This is a genomic window from Rahnella woolbedingensis, from assembly GCF_003602095.1.
GTDB classification, from domain to species: domain Bacteria; phylum Pseudomonadota; class Gammaproteobacteria; order Enterobacterales; family Enterobacteriaceae; genus Rahnella; species Rahnella woolbedingensis.
Genome location: NZ_RAHH01000018.1, coordinates 97,892 through 121,617, shown reverse-complemented (window position 1 = coordinate 121,617; position 23,726 = coordinate 97,892). Strand labels below are relative to the sequence as shown.

Genomic DNA, 23,726 nt, shown 5'->3' with positions numbered 1-23,726 from the left:
GGTCGCTGGTTCGAATCCAGCACGGCCCACCACTTTCAAAGTGGAAAATGTAGTGAAGCAGTGCAGGATGAGAACCACAGGTTCGAGCCGAGCGAAGCGAGACGACAACGCGCAAGCGTTGCCCGCAGGGCGAGGTGAAACCGAGTCAATCCAGCACGGGCCACCATCTAAAGCACACATTCAGAAAAAAGCGCCTTTTGGCGCTTTTTTCGCATTTAATCCTCAAAACTTCCCTGACACCGGGAAAATTATCTCCCCGCATTTGCTCCAAACCTTCCGCTTTTAAGTGCAGTAAACATTTTAAGCCTTATGGCTAATATATGGACGACTTTCCCCACATTTTGCGGTATTTTGTTTAGCATACAAAACCAACGGATTTCAGGATGCGATCTGTTGCGGCTTCTGGCTTTCCGGGCTTGCCTGACTGAATGAGATGACGAGTATGAGCGAAACATTGGATCTGAATGCGGCGGTTTATCCTTTTCCTCCTAAACCTGCCGTTCTGAGTGCAGATGAAAAGACCTTCTATAAAGAGAAGATCCGAAAACTGCTGAAGGAACGTGATGCCGTGATGGTGGCGCATTACTACACTGATCCTGAAATTCAGGCGCTGGCAGAAGAAACCGGTGGCATCGTTGCTGACTCACTGGAGATGGCGCGTTTTGGCAGTCAGCATCCTGCTTCCACTCTTCTGGTTGCCGGTGTGAGATTCATGGGCGAAACGGCCAAAATCCTCAGCCCGGAAAAAACAGTTCTCATGCCGACGCTGAATGCAGAATGCTCGCTGGATTTAGGCTGTCCTGAACAGGCTTTCTCAGATTTCTGCGACCAGCACCCCGATCGCACCGTTGTGGTCTACGCTAATACCTCGGCGGCGGTAAAAGCCCGGGCCGACTGGGTGGTCACTTCAAGCATTGCGGTAGAACTGATTGAGCATCTTGATAGTCTGGGCGAAAAAATCATCTGGGCACCGGATCGTCACCTCGGGAATTACGTTCGCAAACAGACGGGAGCTGATGTCCTGTGCTGGCAGGGCGCCTGTATCGTCCATGACGAGTTTAAAACCCAGGCCCTGACCCGAATGAAAGGCTTGTATCCAAATGCCGCTGTTCTGGTGCATCCTGAGTCTCCTCAGGCGATTGTGGATATGGCTGATGCCGTGGGTTCCACCAGCCAGCTGATCCAGGCGGCGAAAACGCTGCCACAGAAACAGCTGATCGTGGCGACCGACCGCGGGATTTTCTACAAAATGCAGCAGGCGTGTCCGGATAAAGAATTATTTGAAGCGCCAACCGCAGGCGAGGGTGCAAGTTGTCGTACCTGCGCGCATTGTCCGTGGATGGCGATGAACGGCCTGAAAGCCATTGCTGAGGGGCTGGAGCATGGCGGAGCAGAACACGCGATAGAAGTGGATGAGGCGCTGCGTGTGAAGTCACTTATTCCGTTAAACCGCATGCTGGATTTTGCTGCACAACTCAAATTACGCACGCAGGCCAAAGCCCTGTAAGCAAAACGCGATGTGACTGACGAAAAAGGAAGGACGTGATGATGGATTTTTTCAGTACCAGCAATATTCTGGTTCATATTCCTCTCGGGAAAGGCGGATATGACCTGTCGTGGATTGAAGCGGTTGGCACCATTTTTGGTTTGCTATGTATCTGGTACGCCAGCAAAGAAAAGCTGATTAACTATGCGTTCGGTCTGATCAACGTCACCTTATTTGCGATCATCTTCTTTCAGATCCAGCTTTACGCCAGCCTGCTGCTGCAGATCTTCTTTTTTGCCGCCAATATCTATGGCTGGTATGCGTGGAGCCGTCAGACAGCCGATCAGCAAGCTGAATTGCAGATCCGCTGGTTGCCGCGTGGTAAAGCGCTGATCTGGGGCGCAGTGTGCGTCGCCGGTATTCTGCTGATGACGTTTAACATTGATCGCGTATTTGCCACGCTCACGCTGCTGGCGGTCAATCTGATGCAGGCGCTGGGGCTGAATGTCCGGATGCCAGAATTGCAGCCGGATGCTTTCCCGTTCTGGGATTCATCAATGATGGTGCTGTCGATTGTGGCGATGCTGCTGATGACACGCAAATATGTCGAGAACTGGCTGCTGTGGGTGGTAATCGATGTCATAAGCGTGGCGATTTTTGCCTATCAGGGCGTTTATGCAATGGCGCTGGAATACGTGCTGCTGACGCTGATTGCACTGAACGGCTCGTGGCTGTGGATCAAAAGTGCGAAGCAAAACGGCTCACAGCCTTTGCAAACGGCCTGAATCCGTTTAAACAAAAACGCCTCCGTGATGGAGGCGTTTTGCTTTCTGCTATTCAAGAACAATCAGTGATGATGGTGTGCGTGGCTGTGCCCGTGATGATCATGGTCTGCGCTGGCAGCCGGAATTTCATTTATCTCGCAATCCGGCGTTTCACAGCGGCCATACTCCATCTGGATCGTCGCATGGCCGATGCGACATTTCTCCCGCAGATGATGCTGAATGCGATCGAGCAGCGCATCGTGGTCGTGCGGGGGGACGACCTGAACATGCAGCGTCATCAGCCTTTGTTCACCAATCTGCCAGACATGAACGTGATGGACATTGCGCACTTCCGCAATGCTCATCGACAAATCGCGGCGCAATTTATCGATATCAATTTCTTCCGGCGTACCTTCCAGCAGCTCATGAAAACTTTCACGCAGCAGTCGCCAGGCGTTATTGAGCACCAGACATGACACCAGCACCGACAGAATCGGGTCGATGGGCGTCCAGCCGGTATACATAATGATCAGCGCCGCCGCGACCGCACCAATCGAGCCCAGCAAATCCCCCAGCACATGCAGCGCCGCAGCGCGCACGTTGATGTTGGCCTTTTCCTCACCCTGATGCAGTAACCAGAACGCCAGAATATTGGCAAACAGCCCGGCGATAGCGATGACCAGCATCGTGGTGCCCATGACCGGCTGTGGATTGAAGAAGCGGGCAATAGCTTCCCAGACGATCAGTACCACAATCACTAACAGCGCTGCAGCATTAACGAAAGCCGCCATGGTCGTCAGGCGCAGATAACCAAAGGTATGCCGTGAATTAGGTTTACGTTTCGCAAAACGCACCGCCATCAGCGCCACCAGCAAAGCGGCAGCATCGGTCAGCATATGACCAGCATCTGCCAGCAACGCCAGAGAACCGGAAATCAGGCCGCCAATGACTTCCGCAACCATAAAGACCACGGTGACAAGGAAAGCCAGCAACAGACGGCGGCTATTTTTATCCTGCGGTAACAGGGAAGAGGACATAATGTTATTCACAAAAAGGATGAACAGAGAAGATCACAATAACGTAATCACGCAGTGTTGCAAGAAGGGGGAAGAACAAAAAAAGAGGAACCGAAGTTCCTCCTGAGTGAGAGACAACCGGCGTCTTTACTTACCGGTTTCTTTTGATTGCGTGGTACCAGGAGCCTGGTCAGGACAACGTCCGTCCTTACACATCGCTTTCTTATGCTCTTTGTTTTTACTCATGTGATGTTCGGTGGTATCCGTTTTGGTGTTCACTTCATCCGCTGGCTTATTCGTGTTGTTAATCTGGTCATTATCAACACTCTTTGGTGCCATCTTCTGAATCGAGCCCGGCGAGCCTGACTGGTTAGCCTGGCCGTTGTTATCACCCGCTGAGGTATCCCCGGCAGCAAAGGCCGCGCCTGTTGTCAGAGCCATAGTGGCAGTCAGTAACATGATTGCGAGCTTTTTCATAATGTCATCTCCATTGTTTCAGAAAGGTCCGTGGTCGTGTTTCATGTGTCTGATAAAAGCCTAGCCAAACAAATCATGTCTTAAATCAAAATGAGACTATTCGTAAGTGTAAAAGTAGATTTACACCGATGCCCAATCCGGCTAGATTGAAGGCGGTCAGCGTTTCGCTTTGTCTCTTATGAACACCCCCAATGGAACAGTTATGAATTATCAAAACGACGATTTACGCATCAAAGAAATTAAGGAACTTTTACCCCCTGTTGCTCTTCTGGAAAAGTTTCCCGCCACTGACAAAGCGGCAAAAACCGTCTCTCAGGCCCGCAATGCCATTCATAAGATCCTGAAAGGAAACGATGACCGTCTGCTGGTTGTTGTTGGCCCTTGCTCTATCAATGATCCTAAAGCGGCCAAAGAATACGCCGCACGCCTGCTGAAAATGCGCGAAGAATTGCAGGGCGATCTGGAAATCGTTATGCGCGTTTATTTCGAAAAACCGCGTACCACGGTGGGCTGGAAGGGGCTGATCAATGACCCGCATATGAACAACAGCTACCAGATTAACGACGGTTTGCGCATTGCCCGCAAATTGTTACTTGATATTAATGACACCGGTTTGCCTGCTGCTGGTGAGTTCCTGGACATGATCACGCCACAATATCTGGCGGATTTAATGAGCTGGGGCGCCATCGGCGCACGTACGACAGAATCTCAGGTACATCGTGAGCTTTCCTCCGGTTTATCCTGCCCGGTCGGTTTCAAAAACGGCACCGACGGCACCATCAAAGTGGCTATCGACGCCATTAACGCCGCAGGCGCACCGCACTGCTTCCTGTCAGTGACCAAATGGGGTCACTCCGCTATCGTGAATACCAGCGGAAATAACGACTGCCATATCATTTTGCGCGGCGGAAAAAAGCCAAACTACAGCGCGCAGGATGTGCAGGAAGTGAAAGAAGGCCTGAAAAAAGGTGGCCTGCCAGCCCGCATCATGATCGACTTCAGCCATGCCAACAGCAGCAAGCAATTTAAAAAGCAGATGGAAGTCTGTGAAGACGTTTGCGCACAAGTGGCTGGCGGTGAACAGGCGGTAATGGGCGTGATGGTTGAGAGTCATCTGGTGGAAGGTAACCAGAGCCTCGACAGCGGCGAGCCACTGGTTTACGGCCAGAGCGTGACCGATGCCTGCATCGGCTGGGAAGATACCGAAGTGCTGCTGCGTAGTCTTGCCAACGCAGTGAAAGCGCGTCGCGGTTAATTCCTTCGCACAGTAAAGAAATATCGGGCCCCGTCAATACGGGGCTTTTTATTTTCTGCTGCCAAGCTTACAACTCGCAACGCATATCCATGCAGCGCAAATCGGCATTCGCCATATCTGAACGATACAAACTTTCCTTCACCAGACTGAACCCGTTTCTCTGATAAAACCCGAAGGCGTTAGGCGTGGAAGCCAGCGTCAGCGAGGTAAAACCGCGGGACCTCGCTTCTGCTTTAATGGCTGCCAGTATCTGTGACGCCAGTCCTTTTCCTTCTGATCCGGGCAATGTGAAAACGGCTTCAACGCTGCCATTTTCAAGATCAAGAAAGCCCGTGGCTGCAGGGGAATCTTCATCGGGATCGGTTGCCACAAAAAAGGGATTGCGGGTAATAGCCTGAGGAAATCCCGCAGGCATCCGATCCGGCGTCCAGGCCTTCACAATCCCGGCGTCATAGGTATTTTTACATCCGTGGCGGATAGCCTGATTTCGTATTTCCCAAAGTATTTCTGCTTCATCCGGGGAGGCGAGTCTTACGGGCATTATTTTTCTCCTCATTTCATTTTTTCCGGGAATGTGTCAACACTCACGTATTTATCAGATTAATATCAGGATAGTGAAGAATATAAAAGACTAATACAGGGAGAACAAAATGATGACAGGGGATGAGATGGATAAAGCGATACATGAGGCTAATGAAAGGGAACGTTATCTTTGGCGCCACACCCGATGGTTTTATAGAGCGCTGCAAATTTGTGCAGTGATTTATTTTATTTCTCTGCTGGCCATGCGATATTTTTTTTAGATGCTGAGCGACAAAAAAGGGACCTTTCGGTCCCTTTTGCACGGATTCTGTGATGACACAGAAGAGCGAAATTACTTCGCTTTACCCTGGTTTGCCACGGCCGCTGCTTTCGCTGCGATTTCGTCGGCATTACCCAGATAGTAACGTTTGATGGGGTTGTAGTTTTCGTCGAATTCGTAAACCAATGGAACGCCCGTTGGGATGTTCAGTTCCAGAATTTCTTCTTCGCTCAGGTTATCCAGGTATTTCACCAGTGCACGCAGGGAGTTGCCGTGTGCAGCGATGATCACGCGCTCGCCGCTGGCGATGCGTGGTTTGATAACGTCAGTCCAGTAAGGGATCACGCGATCAATGGTCAGCGCCAGGCTTTCTGTCGTTGGCAGTTCAGCCGCGGTCAGTTTTGCATAGCGCGGGTCATGGCCTGGGAAACGCTCATCAGCGCGATCCAGTTCTGGCGGAGTCACAGCGAAGCCACGACGCCATTGTTTAACTTGCTCGTCACCGTATTTCTGAGCGGTTTCTGCTTTATCCAGACCCTGCAACGCGCCGTAATGACGTTCGTTCAGTTTCCAGGATTTCTCAACCGGCAGCCATGGCTGGTTCAGTTCGTCCAAAACGCTCCACAGAGTATGGATGGCACGTTTCAGCACAGAGGTATAAGCGAAGTCGAATTCGAAGCCTTCGTCTTTAAGCAGCTGACCCGCCGCTTTTGCTTCAGTGCGACCTTTGTCGGACAGTTCAACATCATGCCAACCGGTAAAACGGTTTTCTTTGTTCCACTCACTTTCACCGTGTCTTACCAGCACCAGCTTGGTTACAGCCATAGCTAAACTCCTCAGTTAACTGAATTTTCAATGATAACGGTTATCATTATAGGGGCTTGGCCTCCCGGACAGCAATCTGAAACTTCCTCAGGAAGCCTTTGCGGGACGCCGTTTGTATTAAACATAACGAATTTGCTGCGGCGATGTAAAACAAAACGCGCGAACGGTTACCCGGACAGCGCGTTTTGTGCAAAAGGACAGCAGTTAGCTGGCTTTTTTCAGGCAGGTACTCATGAAGGTTTTACGGGCATCGCCTTTCAGTTCTTTTTTCGCCGCGTCGGCGTTACAGGTTTTCATTTTCTCCTGCTGAGGCGTCATGCCAGCCGTTGCCGGTTTGGTTTCCGCCTTAAGGCACTGGCTCATGAATTTTTTACGGTCGTCGCCTTTCAGTGACTGAGTGGTGGCCTGCTGATTACAGTCGGTCATCTTTTGGCGTTGCTCAGTCTGAGCAGGAGAAGGCACTTTCACAGGATCGGCCGCCAGAGCGGAGCCAGCCGCACACAGCGTTGCCAGCAGGGATAACACAACAGGTAAACGCATATCGAATTCCTTATTAAACGTCCTTTTATGCAGGACACTCTCTAAGCGTAGATGCGGGAAATGTCTTTAGCTGAAAATGTGCTGATACAGATGCGCTGTGAGTCACAAATTTGCCGAAGTCGGAATGAATGAAGACAGGGCCGGGGGACCCTGTCTGTAAGGCGTTATAGCGCGAAGAACTGATAAGTCGTGGCAGATTTATACGTCTGCCCCGGTTTAATCCAGCAGCTTGGCTGTGACCAGGTCGCGTGATTCGGGCTGTCCGGCAGGAATTCACTTTCCAGTGCCACACCGCTGTAGCTGGCATATTCGCCGCCGCTGCGATTAGGTGTTCCGCCAAGGAAATTGCCACTGTAAAGCTGTACGGCAGGCGCTGAGGTAAACATGGTCATTTTCACTTTACCGTCCGCAGACCACAAATGCGCAGCCGGATTGGAACCGGTATTGCACGAGCGGTTCAGCAGGTAAGCGTGGTCATAACCTTTCACCCGCTGCTGATCGCGGTCAGCGAGGAAATCTTTCGCCAGCGTTTTTGCGGCGTTGAAATCCATACCGGTATGTTCAACCGGCGTCGGATCGGCGCACGGAATACCGTCGCTGTCGACCGGCAGGAAGCGGTCAGCAAACAGTTGCAGCTTGTGCTGGCGCGCGTCAGTCCCTTCGCCATCGAGATTGAAATACGCGTGATTGGTCAGATTAACCGGACACAGCTTATCGACAGTCGCTTCGTAACGAATTTCCAGACGGTTATCGTCCGTCAGCTGATAATGTACTTTAGCGGTCATATTGCCCGGATAACCCTGATCACCATCGGCAGAAAACAACTCAAAAGTCAGTTTCTGCGCGGTTTGCTCCAGGATTTTCCAGCGACGCGCATGGAAACCTTCCGGCCCGCCGTGCAGCTGATGAACGCCCTGATTGGCGACCACCAGATGCGGTTTACCGTCAATTTCAAACTGCGAGCGGGCGATACGGTTAGCATAACGCCCCACGGTGGCACCCAGATACGCGCTCTGATTCATGTAATCCAGTGGCGACTGACAGCCGAGCAGCAGCTCACGCGTGGAGCCATCCGCCAGCGGCAGAGTGAAGGATAACCAGGTCGCACCCCAGTCCATAAATGTGGCGGTAGCGCCCGCCGCATTCTGTAGCGTCACCTGTTCAAACGGCTGGCCATCGGGCGCCAGCTGTGTGTTTTCAGGTTTTAACATATGCCTGCTCCTTGTGAAGCGGTGCAAACGTAGAAAGTTTCTTTCAGGCCGCTGTGGGCGTGATATTGCTGTTCAACCGCGTCACGGACTTTTTCCACCATATCTTGCGGTACCAGTGCCACGATGCAACCGCCGAAGCCGCCGCCGGTCATACGTACACCGCCTTTATCGCCAATCACTTCTTTGACGATTTCTACCAGCTTGTCGATTTGCGGAACGGTGATTTCGAAATCATCGCGCATGGAGGCGTGAGATTCCGCCATCAGTTCGCCCATACGTTTCAGGTCACCACTGGCCAGTGCATCAGCTGCCGCCAGTGTGCGGTCGTTTTCAGTGATCACGTGACGTGCACGACGGGCCACCACCGGATCCAGTTCATCCTGAATGGAGAAGAACAGGGCAGGGTCAACATCACGCAGTGCTTTCACGCCGAAGAAGCGGGCCGCCACTTCGCATTGTTCGCGACGGGCATTGTATTCGCTGTCAACCAGACCGCGTTTCACGTTGGAATTGATGATGACTACCGCAGCGCTTTCCGGCATGGAGACCGCGCGGGTTTCCAGCGAACGGCAGTCGATCAGCAGCGAGTGATTTTCTTTGCCGAGGGCGGAAATCAGCTGATCCATAATGCCGCAGTTACAGCCGACGAATTGGTTCTCTGCTTCCTGGCCGTTCAGCGCCAGCGCCACGCCGTCCAGCGGAAGGTCGTACAATGATTTCAGCGCCTGACCGACCGCCACTTCCAGCGATGCCGATGAACTCAGACCTGCGCCCTGTGGCACGTTGCCGCTGATCACCATATCTGCGCCGGAGAAATCCTTGTTACGCAGCATCAAATGTTTCACCACGCCACGCACGTAGTTGGCCCACGGGTGCGCGTCGGTGTGCAAAATCGGCTCATCGAGAGAGAAGCTGTCTTCGTCATTATCGTAATCGGCGGCAATCACACGGATCGTGCGGTCGTTGCGCTGCGCGCAGGCGATGACTGTTTCATAGTCGATGGCGCACGGCAGCACGAAGCCGTCGTTATAGTCGGTATGTTCGCCAATCAGGTTTACGCGGCCCGGTGCTTTGATGGTAATGGTCGCAGGGTAGCCAAATTTATCGGCAAAGATTTCCAGGGTCTTGGTTTTCAGTTTCATTGTTTTTCTCCGGCCTCACGATAATGAACATCACTCACCGCCCGCAGACGCTCTGCGGCTTGTTCCGCTGTCAGGTCGCGTTGGGTTTCAGCCAGCATTTCGTAGCCGACCATGAATTTGCGCACTGTCGCTGAACGCAGCAACGGTGGATAGAAATGCGCATGCAACTGCCAGTGTTCGTGGTCGCCTTCGGTAAACGGCGCGCCGTGCCAGCCCATGGAATACGGGAAAGAGCACTGGAACAAATTGTCGTAGCGGCTGGTCAGTTTTTTCAGCGCCAGCGCGAGATCACTCCGCTGTTCATCAGAAAGCTCAGTAATGCGTTTCACATGCACTTTCGGCAGTAAAATCGTTTCGAACGGCCACGCCGCCCAGTAAGGCACCACCGCCAGCCAGTGTTGTGTTTCGACCACGATACGGCTGCCATCTGCCAGCTCACGCTGCACGTAATCGACCAGCATCGGCGAGCCCTGTTTTTCCAGGTAGTCACGTTGCAGGCGATCTTCACGCTCGGCTTCGTTTGGCAGGAAACTGTTGGCCCAGATCTGACCATGAGGATGTGGATTCGAGCAGCCCATCGCGGCGCCTTTATTCTCGAAAACCTGCACCCACGGATAGGTTTTTGCCAGATCCGCACTCTGTTCCTGCCAGGTTCTGACGATTTCCGTCAGCGCTTCCACCGACAGTTGCGGCAGCGTTTTGCTGTGGTCCGGCGAGAAGCAAATCACACGACTGGTGCCGCGTGCGCTCTGAACGCGCATCAGCGGGTCTTCGTTTTCCGGCGCAAACGGCGTGTCCGGCATCAGCGCGGCATAATCGTTGGTGAACACAAAGGTGCCGGTGTATTTCGGGTTCACATCGCCGGTCACACGGGTATTACCCGGACACAGGAAACAGTCCGGATCATGTACCGGCAGCACTTCCTGCGAAACGGCTTCCTGCTGGCCCTGCCACGGACGCTTGGCGCGATGAGGACTGACTAAAACCCACTGATCGGTCAGCGGATTGTAGCGGCGATGCGGGTGATCAATCGGGTTAAACGTTGTCATAAACTTTCCTTAGTGCTCCTTAATCCGGGTAGCCCTGCGGGTTTTTCGACTGCCACAGCCAGGTGTCATTGGCCATGTCTTCCAGCGTGCGGGTGACTTTCCAATGCAGCTCTTTCGCCGCTTTAGTCGGATCCGCCCAATACGCCGGTAAGTCGCCATCGCGACGTGGAGCAAACTTGTAATTCACCGGCTTGCCGCAGGCTTTGCTGAAGGCGTTAACCACATCCAGCACGCTGTGACCAAAGCCCGCGCCCAGGTTATAAATATGTACGCCCGCTTTGTTATGCAGGGTTTTCATCGCCGCGATATGGCCATCAGCCAGGTCCACCACGTGGATGTAATCACGCACGCCGGTACCGTCCGGGGTCGGATAGTCGTTGCCGAAAATGGCCACGGACTCACGACGACCTACCGCCACCTGCGCGATAAATGGCATCAGGTTATTCGGCACGCCCTGCGGGTCTTCGCCCATCAGGCCAGACGGATGCGCCCCGACCGGGTTGAAGTAACGCAGCAGCGTCATGCTCCATTCCGGTTCTGCACGCTGCACGTCTTCCAGAATCTGCTCGACCATCAGTTTGCTGCGGCCATACGGGCTGGAAGGATTGCCGGTCGGGAAGTCTTCGACGTACGGCGTTTTGGGCTGGTCGCCATACACAGTCGCCGACGAGCTGAAAATCATGTTTTTGACGCCCGCAGCGCGCATGGCTTCGAGCAATACCAGTGTGCCGGTGACGTTGTTGTCGTAGTACGCCAGCGGTTTTGCCACGGATTCACCCACGGCTTTCCAGCCCGCGAAATGAATCACGGAGTGGATATGATGTTCACTGAAAATTTTATCGAGGAGGGCGCGGTCGCGAATGTCTCCTTCATAGAACAGTGGCGTTTTGCCGGTCAGCGTATTAATGCGCTCAAGCACGCTGACTTTGCTGTTGTGAAGGTTATCCAGAATGATTGGCGTATAGCCTGCATCAATCAATTGCACGCAAGTATGACTGCCAATGTAACCGCTACCACCTGTGACTAAGACGTACATAAGAGTTCCCCGATGATTATCTTGATGCAACGATATCACGCTGCAAGGCTGAAAAAGGTGATCCATCCCCAATAAAATGGAATCGCTTACACAAACAGTTTACCACCTTTCATTATGTGCAGACAGGTGCTGTGCGCCGTACAGAAAGCCTGCGACTTCAGGTGGCAAGTCAGAAATGACGGCTTGTGTAATCGCTTACACTAAGTGTGCTGCGTTATCTGAATCAACGTTTGACGCTCATTTTCAGACTACATCCGTGTGAATGCACAGAGTGATTGGGCAGAAATGACAACGCAGCGGGAACTATAAAAGCGGATGGATGAATGAAAACATGATGAAAGCTGGCCTTCCGTTGCCGGAAAGCCAGAGCTCGTTACAGGGCGTCAATCTGATAGCGGTAAATATCGCCGTCAGGGATAAAGCTCAGGCGATGCGTAATACATTGCGGCGCATCTTCGGCGTGATGCGAAACAAACAGCAGCTGCGTTTCGCCTTCGCCAATCAGAATATCGACAAAACGGCGTACCAGCTGGCGGTTGATCGGATCCAGCCCCTGCAACGGTTCGTCGAGAATCAATAAGGCAGGATGCTTAACCAGCGCGCGGGCAATCAGCGCCAGCCGCTGTTGTCCCCAGGATAAACTGTGGAACGGCGTATCACCGGCGTCGCCACCCAGCCCGAGCAGTTCCAGCCATTGTGAGGTCAGGAATCGCTGGCGATCAGACACTGCCTGATAAATCCCAATCGAATCGAAGAAACCGGAAGTAATCACATTGCGCACGCTGGTGCTGACGCGGTAATCCAGATGCAGGCTGCTGCTGACGTAACCGATGTGGCGTTTGATATCCCAGATGGTTTCACCGCTGCCACGTCGACGACCAAACAGCGTCAGAACGTTACTGTATCCCTGCGCGTGGTCGCCGGTAATCAGACTCAGCAGCGTGGATTTCCCCGCACCATTCTGGCCGGTGATCTGCCAGTGCTGACCGATCTCCACCTGCCAGCTCAGGTTATGCAAAATCGGTTTGTCGTTATACTGCACCACGCCGTCACGCAGTACGATCAGCGGACTGTCTGCTGGCGGACTGACGCGGGCAGTCGGATCCTCCGCTTGCGGCACAGCCATACCGCTCAGGCTTTCGCTGTGCGCCAGTTGTGCGACCAGCGCATCGGCCATCACCTGCTCGCGCGGGCCCACCGAGGCCAGCGTACAGTCAGCCAGCACGCCGACATTTTTCACAAATGCCGGAATGTCATCGAAGCGGTTAAGCACCAGTACCATCGTCTGGCCTTCGCCGGAAAGCTTCTCAAGTAATTCTGCCAGTTGCGCGCGGGCGTTGACGTCGAGACCATCAAACGGTTCATCTAGCACCAGCAAATCGGGTTGTTGCATCAGTGCCTGACACAGCAACGTTTTGCGGGTTTCACCGGTCGATAAATATTTAAAGCGGCGCTCGAGTAATTTCTCAATACCAAACTGTGCGGCGAGGGCGGCGCAACGGGCCGGATCACGCACTTCATCTTGAATGATTTCAGCGGTCGTGCGGCCGGTGTCGTCTTCACCTTCACTGAGTAAATCGGTGTTATTACGCTGCCACTCATCGGCGACCAGCTTCTGTAATTGTTCAAACGAGAGGCGGACGATATGCGCAAAACTGTTTTCGCGGATACCTTTGAGCAACGTCAGGTCACCCGCCAGTGCGCGGGCGAGAGCGGATTTACCGCTGCCGTTTGAGCCGACAAAGGCCCAGCTGTCGGCCTCTGCGATGTTGAGTTCAGAAAGTGTGAGGGTTCGGGTGTCACTGAGGCGGAAAACGCCTTGCGAAATATGCAACGACGACATTTTTTATCTCTCATTTTGAAATGATTATAAAATAAGGGATAAGCGCTGCACCTTCGCAAGTCAATTGACAATTCTGCAAAATGAAAACGCTGATTTTGCAAGATACTGATTAATTGCCCGTTTTTAGCACAGGGTGGCAATAATGACCTTATCGTTGTCGAACTGAGCAAAGACCGTCTGACCGGTTTTCAGCGCCAGTCTATCCATGTCGGCGTTTGGCACCGTCGCGCACAATGTCTCGCTGCTGAGTAATTTTACCAGCACTTCGCTGTTTTTCTCGCCGCGCTGAATGCTGGTGACATCGCCGCGCAGCGCGTTGTGGGTGTTTTCAGCGCTAAATCCAAGCGTTATCCACGGCGCTTTAATCAGCACCAGCACTTCTTTATCCGGCGTCAGCGCCAGACGATCGGCACTTTGCTCGGTAATGGCAGCGCGGATTTGCGTTTTTCCGTCCGCCAGCAGGATATCAATATGCTGCTGAACGGTCTGATGCGTGCGTTCCACCACAGTACCGAAAAACTGATTGCGTGCGCTGGTTTGCAGTGAGAAACGCGAAATCGCTGCCAGCAGACTGTCCAGCGGCAGGGAATCTTCTTTGAGCACATCAAAAGCTTTTTGCTGGATTTGCGCCAGCAGCTCATAAAGTTGGATCAGGCGCTCGCCGTAAGGGGTCAGCACCGCGCCGCCGCCGCCTTTGCCGCCGGTACTGCGGTCAACCAGCGACTCATCCGCAAGCTGATTCATCTCATTGATGGCATCCCATGCGCTTTTATAACTGATCCCCGCAAGCTTCGCGCCCTGGCTGATTGAACCGGTGTGACGCACTTGCCGCAATAATTCGATACGACGTGGATCGGCGAACAAGCGTTGCTGAAGCTTGAGAGTTAAGAGAATTTCGGCTTGCATTGCGGCTTCCTTAAATGAATCATGCTCTATTGTCGCCGCTAAACCCACAGGCAGGCAAGTTGGCTAAATGCTAAAGTAATTACAGCCCCAGGCTGTTATTATCAGCCACAGTTTGATTTACGTTTTTGACTTCATACAAGAAGTCCTACACCGTCTGCGGGCGGTTCAGCCAGCTAAGTGAGGCTATCATGTTAGAACTATTAGAAAGTTTGCTTTTCGCTGCCATCATGGTGCCGGTCTTCATCGCTGTGATCCTGGGTCTGATCTGGGGACTGGGCGAAATATTCAACCTCATCTCCCACGTCGGTCACTCTAAAGAGTCCCGCGAGAAACCTCATTACTAAAAGATGAGTGTTTGCTGAGAAAGCATTTCCCAGAAGCCCGGCCATTGTGCCGGGCTTTCTATTTTCCTGGTGAGATCATTTCCGCGTGAGATCAAAGAACTTCCGCTTCTTCAGCAGAGTGCGGAAAAACCGGATGACATCGTTTTTTTTCTCGTTATATTTATTTCTACATAACGTTGCGCGTACATAACGTATTCGCTATCTATAACAGGAAGGAAATCCGATGAAATACACCTGGGGCAAATTATTTACCGCGACCGTTCTGGTTGCTGGCGTCAGTGTTCAGGCGCAGGCTGCCGAAAAAATCACTGTTTTTGCCGCCGCGTCCCTGACCAACGCATTGCAAGATATCGCCACCCAATATCAGAAAGAAAAAGGTGTGCAGGTTGTTTCATCATTCGCATCCTCTTCGACGCTGGCTCGCCAGATTGAGCAGGGCGCACCTGCGGATATGTTCATTTCTGCCGATCAGCAGTGGATGGATTATGTGATAAGCAAACAGCAAATGGTCGATAACACCCGTTACACCTTGCTGGGCAATGAGCTGGTACTGATTTCTGCGGCCAGCAGCAAAATCGATAAAGTCGATATTTCTGATAAAACCGAGTGGACCAAACTGATTGGCGACAGCCGTCTGGCGGTCGGTGATCCGGACCACGTTCCGGCCGGTATCTACGCGAAAGAAGCGCTGCAAAAACTGGGTGCCTGGACCACGCTGGAACCTAAACTGGCGCGTGCCAGCGACGTTCGTGCGGCAATGGCGCTGGTCGAGCGTGAAGAAGCGCCGGTTGGCATCGTTTACGGTTCTGACGCCGTTGCCAGTAAAAAAGTGAAAGTGGCAGGCATCTTCCCGGCATCCAGCCATAAACCGGTTGAATACCCGATGGCGATTGTTAAAGACCATGACAATGCCACCGTTAAAGGTTTCTATGATTATCTGAAAACCCCGGCGGCCGCGGAAATCTTCAAAAAATACGGTTTCACTCCGCGCGGTTAACGTAATCTGTGCGTCTGATAAAACACTAAAGCCATCGCCGCAGGGGATGGCTTTTTTGTCTCAACGCCTGTCCGCCCGGCAGATACTTTGCGGGTGCCGGCATCCGTGATTAAAGGCTTTTAATTTTTTGCCGATATTTTATCTTTAGCAGCACATTTACTTCAGGATTAACAAACCGACATGATGTTGAGTGAATATGAGTGGCAGGCGGTACTTCTTAGTCTGAAAGTATCGAGTCTGGCCGTCGTTTGCAGTCTGCCACTTGGAATTCTGATGGCGTGGATCCTGGTCCGCTGCCGCTTTCCCGGCAAATCCCTGCTCGACAGCATTATCCATCTGCCGCTGGTATTGCCACCGGTGGTCATCGGCTATTTGTTGCTGGTAGTGATGGGGCGGCGCGGCTTTATCGGCCAGCGTTTATATGAATGGTTTGGATTCAGCTTTAGTTTCAGCTGGCACGGCGCTGTACTCGCGTCCGCCGTGGTGGCATTTCCGCTGATGGTCCGCGCGATACGCCAGTCACTCGAAGCGGTTGATCCGAAACTTGAACTCGCTGCCCGTACGCTCGGTGCTTCGCCGTGGCGGGTCTTTTTCACCATTACTTTGCCGCTCTCGGTGCCCGGCGTCATTGTCGGCGTCGTGCTGGCCTTCGCCCGTTCACTGGGGGAATTTGGCGCGACCATTACCTTCGTGTCGAACATTCCCGGTGAGACCCGCACTATTCCGCTGGCGATGTATACCCTGATTGAAACGCCGGGCGCGGAAAGTGCCGCCGCACGCCTTTGCGTGCTGGCGATCCTGTTGTCTCTGGCAGCATTACTGATTTCTGACTGGCTGGCAAAACGCAGCCGTATCCGGCTGGGAGGCTGAAATGCTCGAACTCGATTTCAGTCAAAAGCTGGGCGATTTGGATTTACAGATCACGCAAAATTTACCGGCACAGGGGATTACGGCCATTTTTGGCCTGTCAGGTGCAGGCAAAACGTCGCTGATTAACGCCATCGGCGGGCTGACAAAACCGGATAATGGCCTTATCACCTTAAACGGCCGTATCTTGTCGGATACGCAAAACCACATTTTTTTGCCGCCTGAGAAGCGTCGCGTGGGCTATGTTTTCCAGGATGCGCGGTTGTTCCCGCATTATCGCGTGAAGGGAAACCTGCAATACGGCATGGCGGCGTCGATGCGTGGTCAGTTCGACAGCATCGTCCGTCTGCTTGGCATTGAAGCTTTACTGGATCGTTTTCCGCTCACTTTATCCGGTGGCGAAAAGCAGCGGGTGGCGATTGGCCGCGCATTACTGACTGCGCCGGAAATTCTGCTGATGGACGAACCGCTGGCGGCGCTGGATATCCCACGTAAACGGGAACTGATGCCGTATCTGGAGCGTCTGGCGCAGGAAGTCAGCATTCCGATTTTATACGTCACGCACAGCCTGGATGAGATTTTGCGTCTGGCGGAAAAGGTGCTGGTACTGGATGCCGGAAAAGTGCTGGCGATGGGCGCACTGGAGGAAGTCTGGGCGAGCAATGTGATGCGTCCGTGGCTGCCAAAAGCGGAACAGAGCAGCGTGCTGAACGTCAGCGTGCTGGAACATCATCCGCGTTATGAAATGACGGCGCTGGCGGTGGGAGATCAGCGGCTGTGGATAAGCAAAGTGGAAGAAGCGCCCGGCACGCTGCTGCGTATTCGCGTTAATTCCACCGATGTTTCACTGGTGCTGCAACCGATGGCCAACAACAGCACGATCCGAAATGTTCTGCCCGCTAAGGTGCTGGAATGTCTGGATATCGGCAATCAGGTGGAAGTAAAACTGGCGATGGCCGACCACATTATCTGGGCCCGCATCACGCCGTGGGCGCGCGATGAACTGATGATCCGCGCCGGACAGTGGCTTTATGCGCAGATCAAAAGCGTGTCGGTAAACCGTTAATCTGTCGGGCGTTATTTTTGCGCAGCGCGAAACACTTCGTAAAGCGCCAGAATCTGTTCGGCAAACGCATCGTCAATGATATAGAAATAGCATTCCGGCACGTTCAGAACGCGGGCGAAATGACACATGGTGTCGAAGTTCGGGCTGTACGTGCCGCTTTCATATTGAGAAACCCGCGAGCGCGCGGTGCTTTCATCAATACCCGCCAAAACACCTAATTTTTCCTGCGTAAGTTTTGCTTTTGCTCGTGCTGACTTCAGTCGGTGAGGGATCATAACCAATAACCATAAAAACTGTATTGACGTTATGTTAAGCATCCCTTAACATCATTGTTGTTTAGAGTTACTGAACGTTGTAACCGGAAAGTGTAGTGAAAATTTCTGATGACTGTATCAATAACGAAAGGATGAACGATGAAAATGGAAAATGACTGGCATCCCGCAGATATCATCGCCGGATTACGCAAGAAAAGAACCACACTGGCAGCAGTATCACGTCAGGCAGGTTTGGGGTCTTCAACGCTGGCAAACGCACTGGCGCGTCCCTGGGCAAAAGGTGAAATGCTGATTGCACAGGCGCTGGGTGTTCCTGCGTCAAGCATCTGGCCAAGTCGTTATTTCGACGACAAGCAATGTCTGATCACCCGTTCAATCAGAGCGCCAAAGATTAAAGCGGAGACAGAAGAATAACCCATGTCCGGGTCACAAGAATAACGCCTTCCCTCAAAAGCAAGGGAAGGCGTACAAGCCTAATCAGTTGAGCACTTTACTGCGGATAACGTCGGCGATCCCCGGTGTTTCGTGGTCGCCAATGACCAGCGCCGCACGTTCTTTGATGGCATCAGCCGCATTGCCCATCGCCACACCCAGACCGACATTTTCCAGCATGCTCAGGTCATTGTAGTTGTCGCCAAACGCCACGACATCCTGCATGCTCATGCCCTGAGATTCGACCCATTCCTGCAAACGACGGCCTTTGCTGTTGCCGCCTTTGGCGATATCCACCTGATCGTGCCATGACCATTCACACGCCAGACCCAGCTCGTTTTCGACCTGTGCCGCAAAAGTATGCAGTGCGTCAAGATCCTGATGCGACGTCGCGAATTTCCAGATGGATTGCGCTTCATCAGCCGCCTCGCGCAGGCTGTTCACCTGAATAATGTTCGGGCGCTGATGTTCCGGCAGGGTTTGCCCCCAGGCGATAGAACGGCTCACATGACCGCTGGGTTGCTGATACTGCATGGCATCATCGACATACAACAAACCGTGAATACCGTGATACTCCAGCAGGTCGATCACTTTTTTGGCTTTCACGCTGTCGAGCGGATCAGACGATAAGACCTTACGTGCCTGATAATCATACAAATACGTGCCGTTACAGCAGATAGCAGGTGTATCGAGCTGCAATGCCTGATAAAACGGATGTATTGCCACGTGATGACGTCCGGTGACCACTACCACTTTGACACCCTGTGCGCGGGCATCGGCCAGAGCGGCAAGGGATTCAGGAAGGATACGTTTTTGGCGGTCCAGCAGTGTACCGTCGAGATCGAGCGCGATGATGCGATAAGTCATGAGCAGTCCGTCGTAATTGAAGGAGGATCGGAGAAATTATCGCCATATTACCTTTTTTAGCCTGCTAATTAAACTGGGTATCCGGCACTAAAGGTGCCGCCAGAGCGTTGGGGAATCGTGTTAACCTGAGCTACGCTCAATACCCGGCATATTTCAAGTTGCAGATGCGTTGGCTGCGCTCGCTCACCCGAATCACTTACTTTAGTAAGCTCATCGGGATTCTCTCGTTTGCCGCCTTCCTGCAACTCGAACTATTTTGGGTATTACAACTATTTGATTCTTAATAAGGAGATGTGATGAAGCAAGTTGTCTACGTTGCCAGCCCTGAGAGCCAGCAAATCCACGCTTTTCGTCTGGCGGACAATGGTGAGCTGAGCCTGCTGCAAACGGTGGAAGTTCCGGGACAGGTGCAGCCGATGGTTGTTCATCCTGATGGGCATCGTTTGTATGTCGGCGTTCGCCCTGAGTTTGGCGTGCTGACTTACCACGTTGACAGTGAAGGTAAACTGGAAGAAGGCGCGATGGCGCCATTACCGGGCAGTCCCACGCATCTGGGCATCGATCTGCAAGGGCGTTTTGTGTTCTCGGCTTCTTACAGCTTCAACAATGTCAGCATTCATCCTTTGAATGAAAAAGGCCACGCGCTGGCACCGGTGCAGGTTCTGGAAAATATTCAGGCGCCGCATTCTGCCAATATTGATCCGACCAACCATCTGCTGATGATCCCGGCGCTGAAAGAAGACCGCATCCGCCAGTTCGATTTCAGCGTGAAAGGTGAGGCAACGCCGCATGCTTCTGCTGAGCTGAAAACCGTGGAAGGTGCCGGTCCGCGCCACATGGCGTTCCATCCGAATCATCATTTTGCCTACTGTGTCAACGAGCTGAACAGCAGTGTGGATGTTTACCAGAAAGACGTCGCCAGCGGTGAATATCGTCAGGTGCAGGCACTGGGCATTATGCCGGATGATTTTTCCGGCACCTGCTGGGCAGCCGATTTGCACATTACGCCAGACGGTAAATACCTCTACGCTTCAGACCGCACCGCCAGCCTGATTTCGATCCTGACCGTCTCCGCGGATGGCAGTGAACTGGAGCTGGTCGGGCATCACGCCACTCAGACGCAGCCGCGCGGTTTCAATATCGACCATTCCGGCCAGTTCGTGATCACTGCCGGTCAGAAATCTGATGCGATTGAAGTAGCGAAAATTGACCCGGCAAACGGTCAGCTGACGACACTCAAAACCTACCCGGTGGGCAAAGGCCCGATGTGGGTAAGCATTCTGGAAATTAATTAATCACTCAGAGTGACTGGTCAGTTTTTCTAACGTTTACTTTTCGGCTTAGCAATAATCCCGTCGCGATATTATGATCAAGCTCCTGTAATAAGGGGCTTTTTTATTTCCAAATGCGTATTACAGATAGTTAAGAATAATTGCATTTTCTGCTAAATGTTATTCCCCACTGGTCGATAACTCTCCCGTATTTCACTCATTCTCGTGGCATATGCCGCTTGAGAATCAGTCCTTTTGGAAATCAGGGAGAAGAAAATGAATGTACTTTCAGGGATCGCTGGCCAGGTTCGCCATGCCACCATCGCCAGTAAGCTTGGCGCAGGCTTTGCGCTGGTGCTGCTGTTGGGATCATCAATCGCCGTATCCGGCATCTGCCATCTCACCAGCATTAATGAACGCGCCGAAAAATCCACGCTGCTAAAAAACATGAACGACTTGCTGAATGAGGCTAAGTTTTCCCGGCTTTCGTATATGGCCAGCAAAGACCCCAAATTTGTTGAAGAAAACCGTCAGGCACTGGATAAACTTGAAACCGTCCGCACCGATGTCGCCGCACATTCCTGGGCCAGCGGTGACCAGACATTAGTGGATGCGATGCCGGATAACATCCTTCGTTATCGCGAAAGCTGGCAGCATACGCTCAATCCGCCCGCAGGCAGTGATACGCAGCAGATAAGTGCTCAGCTGGCCGCCGCCGGGCTCGCGCTGACTTCTGCCTCCAACACTCTCCTCAATCACGAGATGACCAGTCTGCACCATGAAGTGAGTCGTACTATTTCTGAGATGCTGGTGATTATTGTGGCGACCATTATTGCCGGCGCGCTGATATCGTGGCGTATGACCCGGCAGCTGACACTGCCGCTGCGCCGGACGCTGCAAACTGCCGAGCGCATCGCCGCCGGGGATTTATCAACTCATGCCTCCAGCCACAGTTTTGACGAAGTCGGGCAACTGAGCCGCGCTATCGAAACCATGAATCAGAACCTGCACGGCATTATTGGCGATATCCGCGAAGGGGTGATGCAGGTGACGCGCGCTTCAGGCGAAATTGCCGCAGGCAATATTGACCTGTCGGCGCGCACGGAGGAGCAGGCCGCCGCGCTCGGGCAAACGGCGGCGAGCATGGAGCAGCTGACTTCTACGGTGAAACAGAATGCCGATAACGCCACGCAGGCCAGCCAGCTGGCGTCGGATGCGGCCAGCACCGCCGCACGCGGTGGAAAACTGGTGGCGGATGTCGTCGGTGTGATGAAAGAGATTACAGTCAGCTCGAAACAGATTTCTGAAATCACCACCGTCATCAACAGCATCGCTTTCCAGACCAACATTCTGGCGCTGAATGCAGCCGTCGAAGCAGCGAGGGCGGGCGAGCAGGGGCGCGGATTCGCCGTCGTCGCCAGTGAAGTCCGCAGCCTTGCACAACGCAGCGGTCAGGCAGCGAAAGAGATTGAAGGGCTGATCGGCAAATCGGTCGCCAACGTTAACAATGGTTCGCAGCTGGTTGCCAGAGCCGGTGACACGATGGAAGAGATTGTCGGCTCAGTCCGCCACGTCACGCAGATCATTCATGAGATAGCCTCGGCTTCTGACGAGCAGAGCCGTGGCATCAGTCAGATTGCGCTGGCGGTGGCAGAAATGGATACCGTGACGCAGCAAAACTCTGCGCTGGTCCAGCAGTCGGCCAGCGCGGCGGCATCACTCGATGAACAGGCGGTGAACCTGGAGCGCACCGTGTCGGTATTCCGTCTGGGCAACGAAGCGCTGTAACCTTTACTCTGCCCGACATTCTCAAAACGAAAAAAAACCGCCGGAGTTCTGAACTGCACCCCGGCGGTTTTTTATGACGTTAAATCACCACGTCAGACGAAATTACTTCGCTGGCTGTGTCAGCACGTTGTTGTACTGCCACAGGCGGTTGAAGTTGGTGTCGTTCAGATTACGCTGTTGTTTCTCATCTTTCGGCACGTTACCCGCAAAAGGTTGGCCGGAGAAGACTGAATTGCCCCACGGGTGCAGCTGGTCGTAGCTGTTATCGAAGCTGCTGTCGCGGATCACCAGCTGGCTGCTGGCATCGCTCGCATCCCACGTACGGCCCATTTTCGCTTTAGCGGCCTGCTCGAAACCACGGTCACCGGTCAGGTTACTGTCAATGACCAGGAAGCCGTAAGGCGCAGTTGCCGGGGTATTTGGCGCAAATACGGACGCCTGTTTCACGCCACGGCTGCTGATGGTGTGGAATTCAACGTGATCGAATACCGCATTGGCGCGACCAAACACGTAATCCACATCACCGACGATCAGGCTGTTATGCACGTAAACACGGCTGTAGCGGCTGTTGTCAGTCTGATTATGGATATTGGCGGTATTGGCCATAAAGGTATTCTGGCGGCCAATCAGGCGCACGTTATCCAGAATGATGTTATCTCCGTCGGTACGAAGTGCCACAGCGGAGTGATCGCCGCCATCCACGGTATCAAGCAGGGAATTACCAATGGTCAGATTCTGCAATTGCAGGCTGCTGCTCTGTGACCAGACGGTCGCGGTACAACCGGTGCCGATGGTTTCAGCGGTCTGAGTCGCACAGTTCTGGAACATGTAGTACGCGCGGTCACCTGGCAGGAACTGCCCGGCAGGACTGACGGTTGAACGGTAAACGGCTGGCGCGACGGAAGCTTCCAGGCCTTGTGCCAGGGTCACGTCAGCGGAGCTGTTGCCGGCACCGAACAGGGTGATCGGCGGTGCGCCAGCAGGAATGTAGACCGCGCCGTTGTAGGTGCCCGGCAGAATTTTAATGAAGATACGTTCGCCGTGATTACGCACTGCCAGCGCGGCATTCACTGCCTGCTGAACGTTCGCGTAAGCTGCACCGTCGATGCCTAACTGCGGGCCGACCACGAAGTCGGTTTTCGCGCCGTCAGTGCTTGCCAGTTTAGGGAACCAGCCCTGCTGCTGAACCTGCAAAGAAGGGCCGCCAAAGGCCAGATAATTTTTCGCTGTAAAGTTGGCCGCTTCGTCCGCAGATAACACGGGCAGTGACGCGGTGCCCGGAGCAACCTGGCTGGACAAGCCTTGATGGCTGCTGCTACATGCCGCCAGGATCAGGCTGGCAGACAACATAGCGCACGCGCGCGACAGGGTGGAAATTTTCACTGTGACTGACTCCTTGATGAAGAAGATTGTTCTTTTTTTCAATGTTGCGGTCATCGCCGCAATAAAAAAACGGTGGCCAGTAAA

The 23,726-nt window shown here is 53.1% G+C and carries 24 protein-coding genes and 1 other RNA gene; 11 read left to right on the top strand and 14 right to left on the bottom strand.

The features are described 5' to 3' along the window. Positions 1-46: 46 nt before the first annotated feature. The 3 genes from D6C13_RS16110 to pnuC all read left to right on the top strand — a co-directional run bounded on the left by D6C13_RS16110 (position 47) and on the right by pnuC (position 2,271). Positions 47-166: non-coding RNA, RtT sRNA (locus D6C13_RS16110), on the top strand. A 276-nt stretch (positions 167-442) separates the two neighbouring features. Then, positions 443-1,507: a quinolinate synthase NadA gene (nadA, locus tag D6C13_RS16105; protein ID WP_120133723.1), complete on the top strand. Its 1,065-nt coding sequence runs from the start codon at positions 443-445 to the stop codon at positions 1,505-1,507. 41 nt (positions 1,508-1,548) lie between these two features. Then, complete coding sequence (pnuC, locus tag D6C13_RS16100) at positions 1,549-2,271, top strand: nicotinamide riboside transporter PnuC (protein ID WP_120133732.1); 723 nt, start codon at positions 1,549-1,551, stop codon at positions 2,269-2,271. Between the two features lie 62 nt (positions 2,272-2,333). On the opposite strand, the gene zitB is transcribed toward pnuC, so the two are convergent. Both zitB and D6C13_RS16090 read right to left on the bottom strand, forming a co-directional pair. After that, positions 2,334-3,287 carry a CDF family zinc transporter ZitB gene (zitB, locus tag D6C13_RS16095; protein WP_120133722.1) on the bottom strand — a complete coding sequence of 318 codons (954 nt, stop codon included), beginning with the start codon at positions 3,285-3,287 and terminating at the stop codon, positions 2,334-2,336. 126 nt (positions 3,288-3,413) lie between these two features. After that, positions 3,414-3,743 (bottom strand): protein YbgS, encoded by a 330-nt coding sequence (locus tag D6C13_RS16090; RefSeq protein ID WP_120133721.1) that lies wholly within the window; start codon positions 3,741-3,743, stop codon positions 3,414-3,416. Between the two features lie 202 nt (positions 3,744-3,945). Here D6C13_RS16090 and aroG point away from each other — a divergent pair, with 202 nt between their 5' ends. Beyond that, positions 3,946-4,998 (top strand): 3-deoxy-7-phosphoheptulonate synthase AroG, encoded by a 1,053-nt coding sequence (gene aroG / locus D6C13_RS16085; RefSeq protein WP_120133720.1) that lies wholly within the window; start codon positions 3,946-3,948, stop codon positions 4,996-4,998. Positions 4,999-5,065: 67 nt separating this feature from the next. Here the strand turns inward: aroG and D6C13_RS16080 are convergent, their stop codons facing one another. The 9 genes from D6C13_RS16080 to modE all read right to left on the bottom strand — a co-directional run bounded on the left by D6C13_RS16080 (position 5,066) and on the right by modE (position 14,352). Continuing rightward, positions 5,066-5,539, bottom strand: a complete 474-nt coding sequence (locus D6C13_RS16080; RefSeq protein ID WP_120133719.1) for a GNAT family N-acetyltransferase — start codon at positions 5,537-5,539, stop codon at positions 5,066-5,068. Positions 5,540-5,872: 333 nt separating this feature from the next. Beyond that, positions 5,873-6,625 (bottom strand): 2,3-diphosphoglycerate-dependent phosphoglycerate mutase, encoded by a 753-nt coding sequence (gene gpmA / locus D6C13_RS16075; RefSeq protein WP_120133718.1) that lies wholly within the window; start codon positions 6,623-6,625, stop codon positions 5,873-5,875. A 204-nt stretch (positions 6,626-6,829) separates the two neighbouring features. Continuing rightward, positions 6,830-7,165, bottom strand: coding sequence for a PsiF family protein (locus tag D6C13_RS16070; RefSeq protein WP_112291867.1), 336 nt, complete (start codon positions 7,163-7,165; stop codon positions 6,830-6,832). A gap of 164 nt (positions 7,166-7,329) precedes the next feature. Beyond that, positions 7,330-8,376 carry a galactose-1-epimerase gene (gene galM / locus D6C13_RS16065; protein WP_120133717.1) on the bottom strand — a complete coding sequence of 349 codons (1,047 nt, stop codon included), beginning with the start codon at positions 8,374-8,376 and terminating at the stop codon, positions 7,330-7,332. After that, positions 8,370-9,518 carry a galactokinase gene (gene galK, locus D6C13_RS16060; RefSeq protein WP_120133716.1) on the bottom strand — a complete coding sequence of 383 codons (1,149 nt, stop codon included), beginning with the start codon at positions 9,516-9,518 and terminating at the stop codon, positions 8,370-8,372. Before galK ends, galM begins: the two co-directional genes overlap by 7 nt. Next, entirely contained in the window at positions 9,515-10,567 is a 1,053-nt protein-coding gene (gene galT / locus D6C13_RS16055) for a galactose-1-phosphate uridylyltransferase (protein WP_120133715.1), read from the bottom strand. The genes galK and galT overlap by 4 nt, the downstream gene beginning before the upstream one ends. A gap of 19 nt (positions 10,568-10,586) precedes the next feature. Beyond that, positions 10,587-11,603 carry a UDP-glucose 4-epimerase GalE gene (galE, locus tag D6C13_RS16050; RefSeq protein WP_120133714.1) on the bottom strand — a complete coding sequence of 339 codons (1,017 nt, stop codon included), beginning with the start codon at positions 11,601-11,603 and terminating at the stop codon, positions 10,587-10,589. A gap of 373 nt (positions 11,604-11,976) precedes the next feature. Further along, a complete protein-coding gene (gene modF, locus D6C13_RS16045; protein ID WP_120133713.1) occupies positions 11,977-13,446 on the bottom strand; it encodes a molybdate ABC transporter ATP-binding protein ModF in 1,470 nt (489 codons plus the stop codon). A 123-nt stretch (positions 13,447-13,569) separates the two neighbouring features. Beyond that, the gene (modE, locus tag D6C13_RS16040; protein ID WP_120133712.1) at positions 13,570-14,352 is read right to left on the bottom strand and encodes a molybdenum-dependent transcriptional regulator; all 783 of its coding nucleotides are present in this window, start codon (positions 14,350-14,352) and stop codon (positions 13,570-13,572) included. 188 nt (positions 14,353-14,540) lie between these two features. On the opposite strand from modE, the gene D6C13_RS16035 reads away from it, so the two are divergent. The 4 genes from D6C13_RS16035 to modC all read left to right on the top strand — a co-directional run bounded on the left by D6C13_RS16035 (position 14,541) and on the right by modC (position 17,626). Continuing rightward, positions 14,541-14,696 (top strand): AcrZ family multidrug efflux pump-associated protein, encoded by a 156-nt coding sequence (locus tag D6C13_RS16035; protein ID WP_120133711.1) that lies wholly within the window; start codon positions 14,541-14,543, stop codon positions 14,694-14,696. Positions 14,697-14,919: 223 nt separating this feature from the next. Further along, entirely contained in the window at positions 14,920-15,693 is a 774-nt protein-coding gene (modA, locus tag D6C13_RS16030; RefSeq protein ID WP_120133710.1) for a molybdate ABC transporter substrate-binding protein, read from the top strand. 180 nt (positions 15,694-15,873) lie between these two features. Further along, positions 15,874-16,563, top strand: coding sequence for a molybdate ABC transporter permease subunit (modB, locus tag D6C13_RS16025; RefSeq protein WP_120133709.1), 690 nt, complete (start codon positions 15,874-15,876; stop codon positions 16,561-16,563). Position 16,564: 1 nt separating this feature from the next. Beyond that, positions 16,565-17,626: a molybdenum ABC transporter ATP-binding protein ModC gene (modC, locus tag D6C13_RS16020; protein WP_120133708.1), complete on the top strand. Its 1,062-nt coding sequence runs from the start codon at positions 16,565-16,567 to the stop codon at positions 17,624-17,626. An 11-nt stretch (positions 17,627-17,637) separates the two neighbouring features. Here modC and D6C13_RS16015 read toward each other — a convergent pair whose 3' ends face one another. Continuing rightward, positions 17,638-17,901, bottom strand: coding sequence for a helix-turn-helix transcriptional regulator (locus D6C13_RS16015; protein WP_120133707.1), 264 nt, complete (start codon positions 17,899-17,901; stop codon positions 17,638-17,640). Positions 17,902-18,045: 144 nt separating this feature from the next. On the opposite strand from D6C13_RS16015, the gene D6C13_RS16010 reads away from it, so the two are divergent. Further along, a complete protein-coding gene (locus tag D6C13_RS16010) occupies positions 18,046-18,315 on the top strand; it encodes a helix-turn-helix domain-containing protein (RefSeq protein ID WP_120133731.1) in 270 nt (89 codons plus the stop codon). Between the two features lie 63 nt (positions 18,316-18,378). On the opposite strand, the gene D6C13_RS16005 is transcribed toward D6C13_RS16010, so the two are convergent. Further along, on the bottom strand, positions 18,379-19,200 hold the full coding sequence (locus D6C13_RS16005; protein ID WP_120133706.1) for a pyridoxal phosphatase: 822 nt from the start codon (positions 19,198-19,200) through the stop codon (positions 18,379-18,381). Between the two features lie 296 nt (positions 19,201-19,496). Here D6C13_RS16005 and pgl point away from each other — a divergent pair, with 296 nt between their 5' ends. Both pgl and D6C13_RS15995 read left to right on the top strand, forming a co-directional pair. Next, positions 19,497-20,495: a 6-phosphogluconolactonase gene (pgl, locus tag D6C13_RS16000; RefSeq protein WP_120133705.1), complete on the top strand. Its 999-nt coding sequence runs from the start codon at positions 19,497-19,499 to the stop codon at positions 20,493-20,495. Positions 20,496-20,747: 252 nt separating this feature from the next. After that, a complete protein-coding gene (locus tag D6C13_RS15995) occupies positions 20,748-22,259 on the top strand; it encodes a methyl-accepting chemotaxis protein (protein WP_120133704.1) in 1,512 nt (503 codons plus the stop codon). Positions 22,260-22,361: 102 nt separating this feature from the next. On the opposite strand, the gene D6C13_RS15990 is transcribed toward D6C13_RS15995, so the two are convergent. After that, entirely contained in the window at positions 22,362-23,642 is a 1,281-nt protein-coding gene (locus D6C13_RS15990) for a putative acyl-CoA thioester hydrolase (RefSeq protein WP_120133703.1), read from the bottom strand. Positions 23,643-23,726: the final 84 nt, after the last annotated feature.

Bases quoted from the DNA above. Each gene is read 5' to 3' on its own strand.
- nadA (WP_120133723.1), top strand. From the start codon at position 443: ATGAGCGAAACATTGGATCTGAATGCGGCGGTTTATCCTTTTCCTCCT.
- pnuC (WP_120133732.1), top strand. From the start codon at position 1,549: ATGGATTTTTTCAGTACCAGCAATATTCTGGTTCATATTCCTCTCGGG.
- zitB (WP_120133722.1), bottom strand. From the start codon at position 3,287: ATGTCCTCTTCCCTGTTACCGCAGGATAAAAATAGCCGCCGTCTGTTG.
- D6C13_RS16090 (WP_120133721.1), bottom strand. From the start codon at position 3,743: ATGAAAAAGCTCGCAATCATGTTACTGACTGCCACTATGGCTCTGACA.
- aroG (WP_120133720.1), top strand. From the start codon at position 3,946: ATGAATTATCAAAACGACGATTTACGCATCAAAGAAATTAAGGAACTT.
- D6C13_RS16080 (WP_120133719.1), bottom strand. From the start codon at position 5,539: ATGCCCGTAAGACTCGCCTCCCCGGATGAAGCAGAAATACTTTGGGAA.
- gpmA (WP_120133718.1), bottom strand. From the start codon at position 6,625: ATGGCTGTAACCAAGCTGGTGCTGGTAAGACACGGTGAAAGTGAGTGG.
- D6C13_RS16070 (WP_112291867.1), bottom strand. From the start codon at position 7,165: ATGCGTTTACCTGTTGTGTTATCCCTGCTGGCAACGCTGTGTGCGGCT.
- galM (WP_120133717.1), bottom strand. From the start codon at position 8,376: ATGTTAAAACCTGAAAACACACAGCTGGCGCCCGATGGCCAGCCGTTT.
- galK (WP_120133716.1), bottom strand. From the start codon at position 9,518: ATGAAACTGAAAACCAAGACCCTGGAAATCTTTGCCGATAAATTTGGC.
- galT (WP_120133715.1), bottom strand. From the start codon at position 10,567: ATGACAACGTTTAACCCGATTGATCACCCGCATCGCCGCTACAATCCG.
- galE (WP_120133714.1), bottom strand. From the start codon at position 11,603: ATGTACGTCTTAGTCACAGGTGGTAGCGGTTACATTGGCAGTCATACT.
- modF (WP_120133713.1), bottom strand. From the start codon at position 13,446: ATGTCGTCGTTGCATATTTCGCAAGGCGTTTTCCGCCTCAGTGACACC.
- modE (WP_120133712.1), bottom strand. From the start codon at position 14,352: ATGCAAGCCGAAATTCTCTTAACTCTCAAGCTTCAGCAACGCTTGTTC.
- D6C13_RS16035 (WP_120133711.1), top strand. From the start codon at position 14,541: ATGTTAGAACTATTAGAAAGTTTGCTTTTCGCTGCCATCATGGTGCCG.
- modA (WP_120133710.1), top strand. From the start codon at position 14,920: ATGAAATACACCTGGGGCAAATTATTTACCGCGACCGTTCTGGTTGCT.
- modB (WP_120133709.1), top strand. From the start codon at position 15,874: ATGATGTTGAGTGAATATGAGTGGCAGGCGGTACTTCTTAGTCTGAAA.
- modC (WP_120133708.1), top strand. From the start codon at position 16,565: ATGCTCGAACTCGATTTCAGTCAAAAGCTGGGCGATTTGGATTTACAG.
- D6C13_RS16015 (WP_120133707.1), bottom strand. From the start codon at position 17,901: ATGATCCCTCACCGACTGAAGTCAGCACGAGCAAAAGCAAAACTTACG.
- D6C13_RS16010 (WP_120133731.1), top strand. From the start codon at position 18,046: ATGGAAAATGACTGGCATCCCGCAGATATCATCGCCGGATTACGCAAG.
- D6C13_RS16005 (WP_120133706.1), bottom strand. From the start codon at position 19,200: ATGACTTATCGCATCATCGCGCTCGATCTCGACGGTACACTGCTGGAC.
- pgl (WP_120133705.1), top strand. From the start codon at position 19,497: ATGAAGCAAGTTGTCTACGTTGCCAGCCCTGAGAGCCAGCAAATCCAC.
- D6C13_RS15995 (WP_120133704.1), top strand. From the start codon at position 20,748: ATGAATGTACTTTCAGGGATCGCTGGCCAGGTTCGCCATGCCACCATC.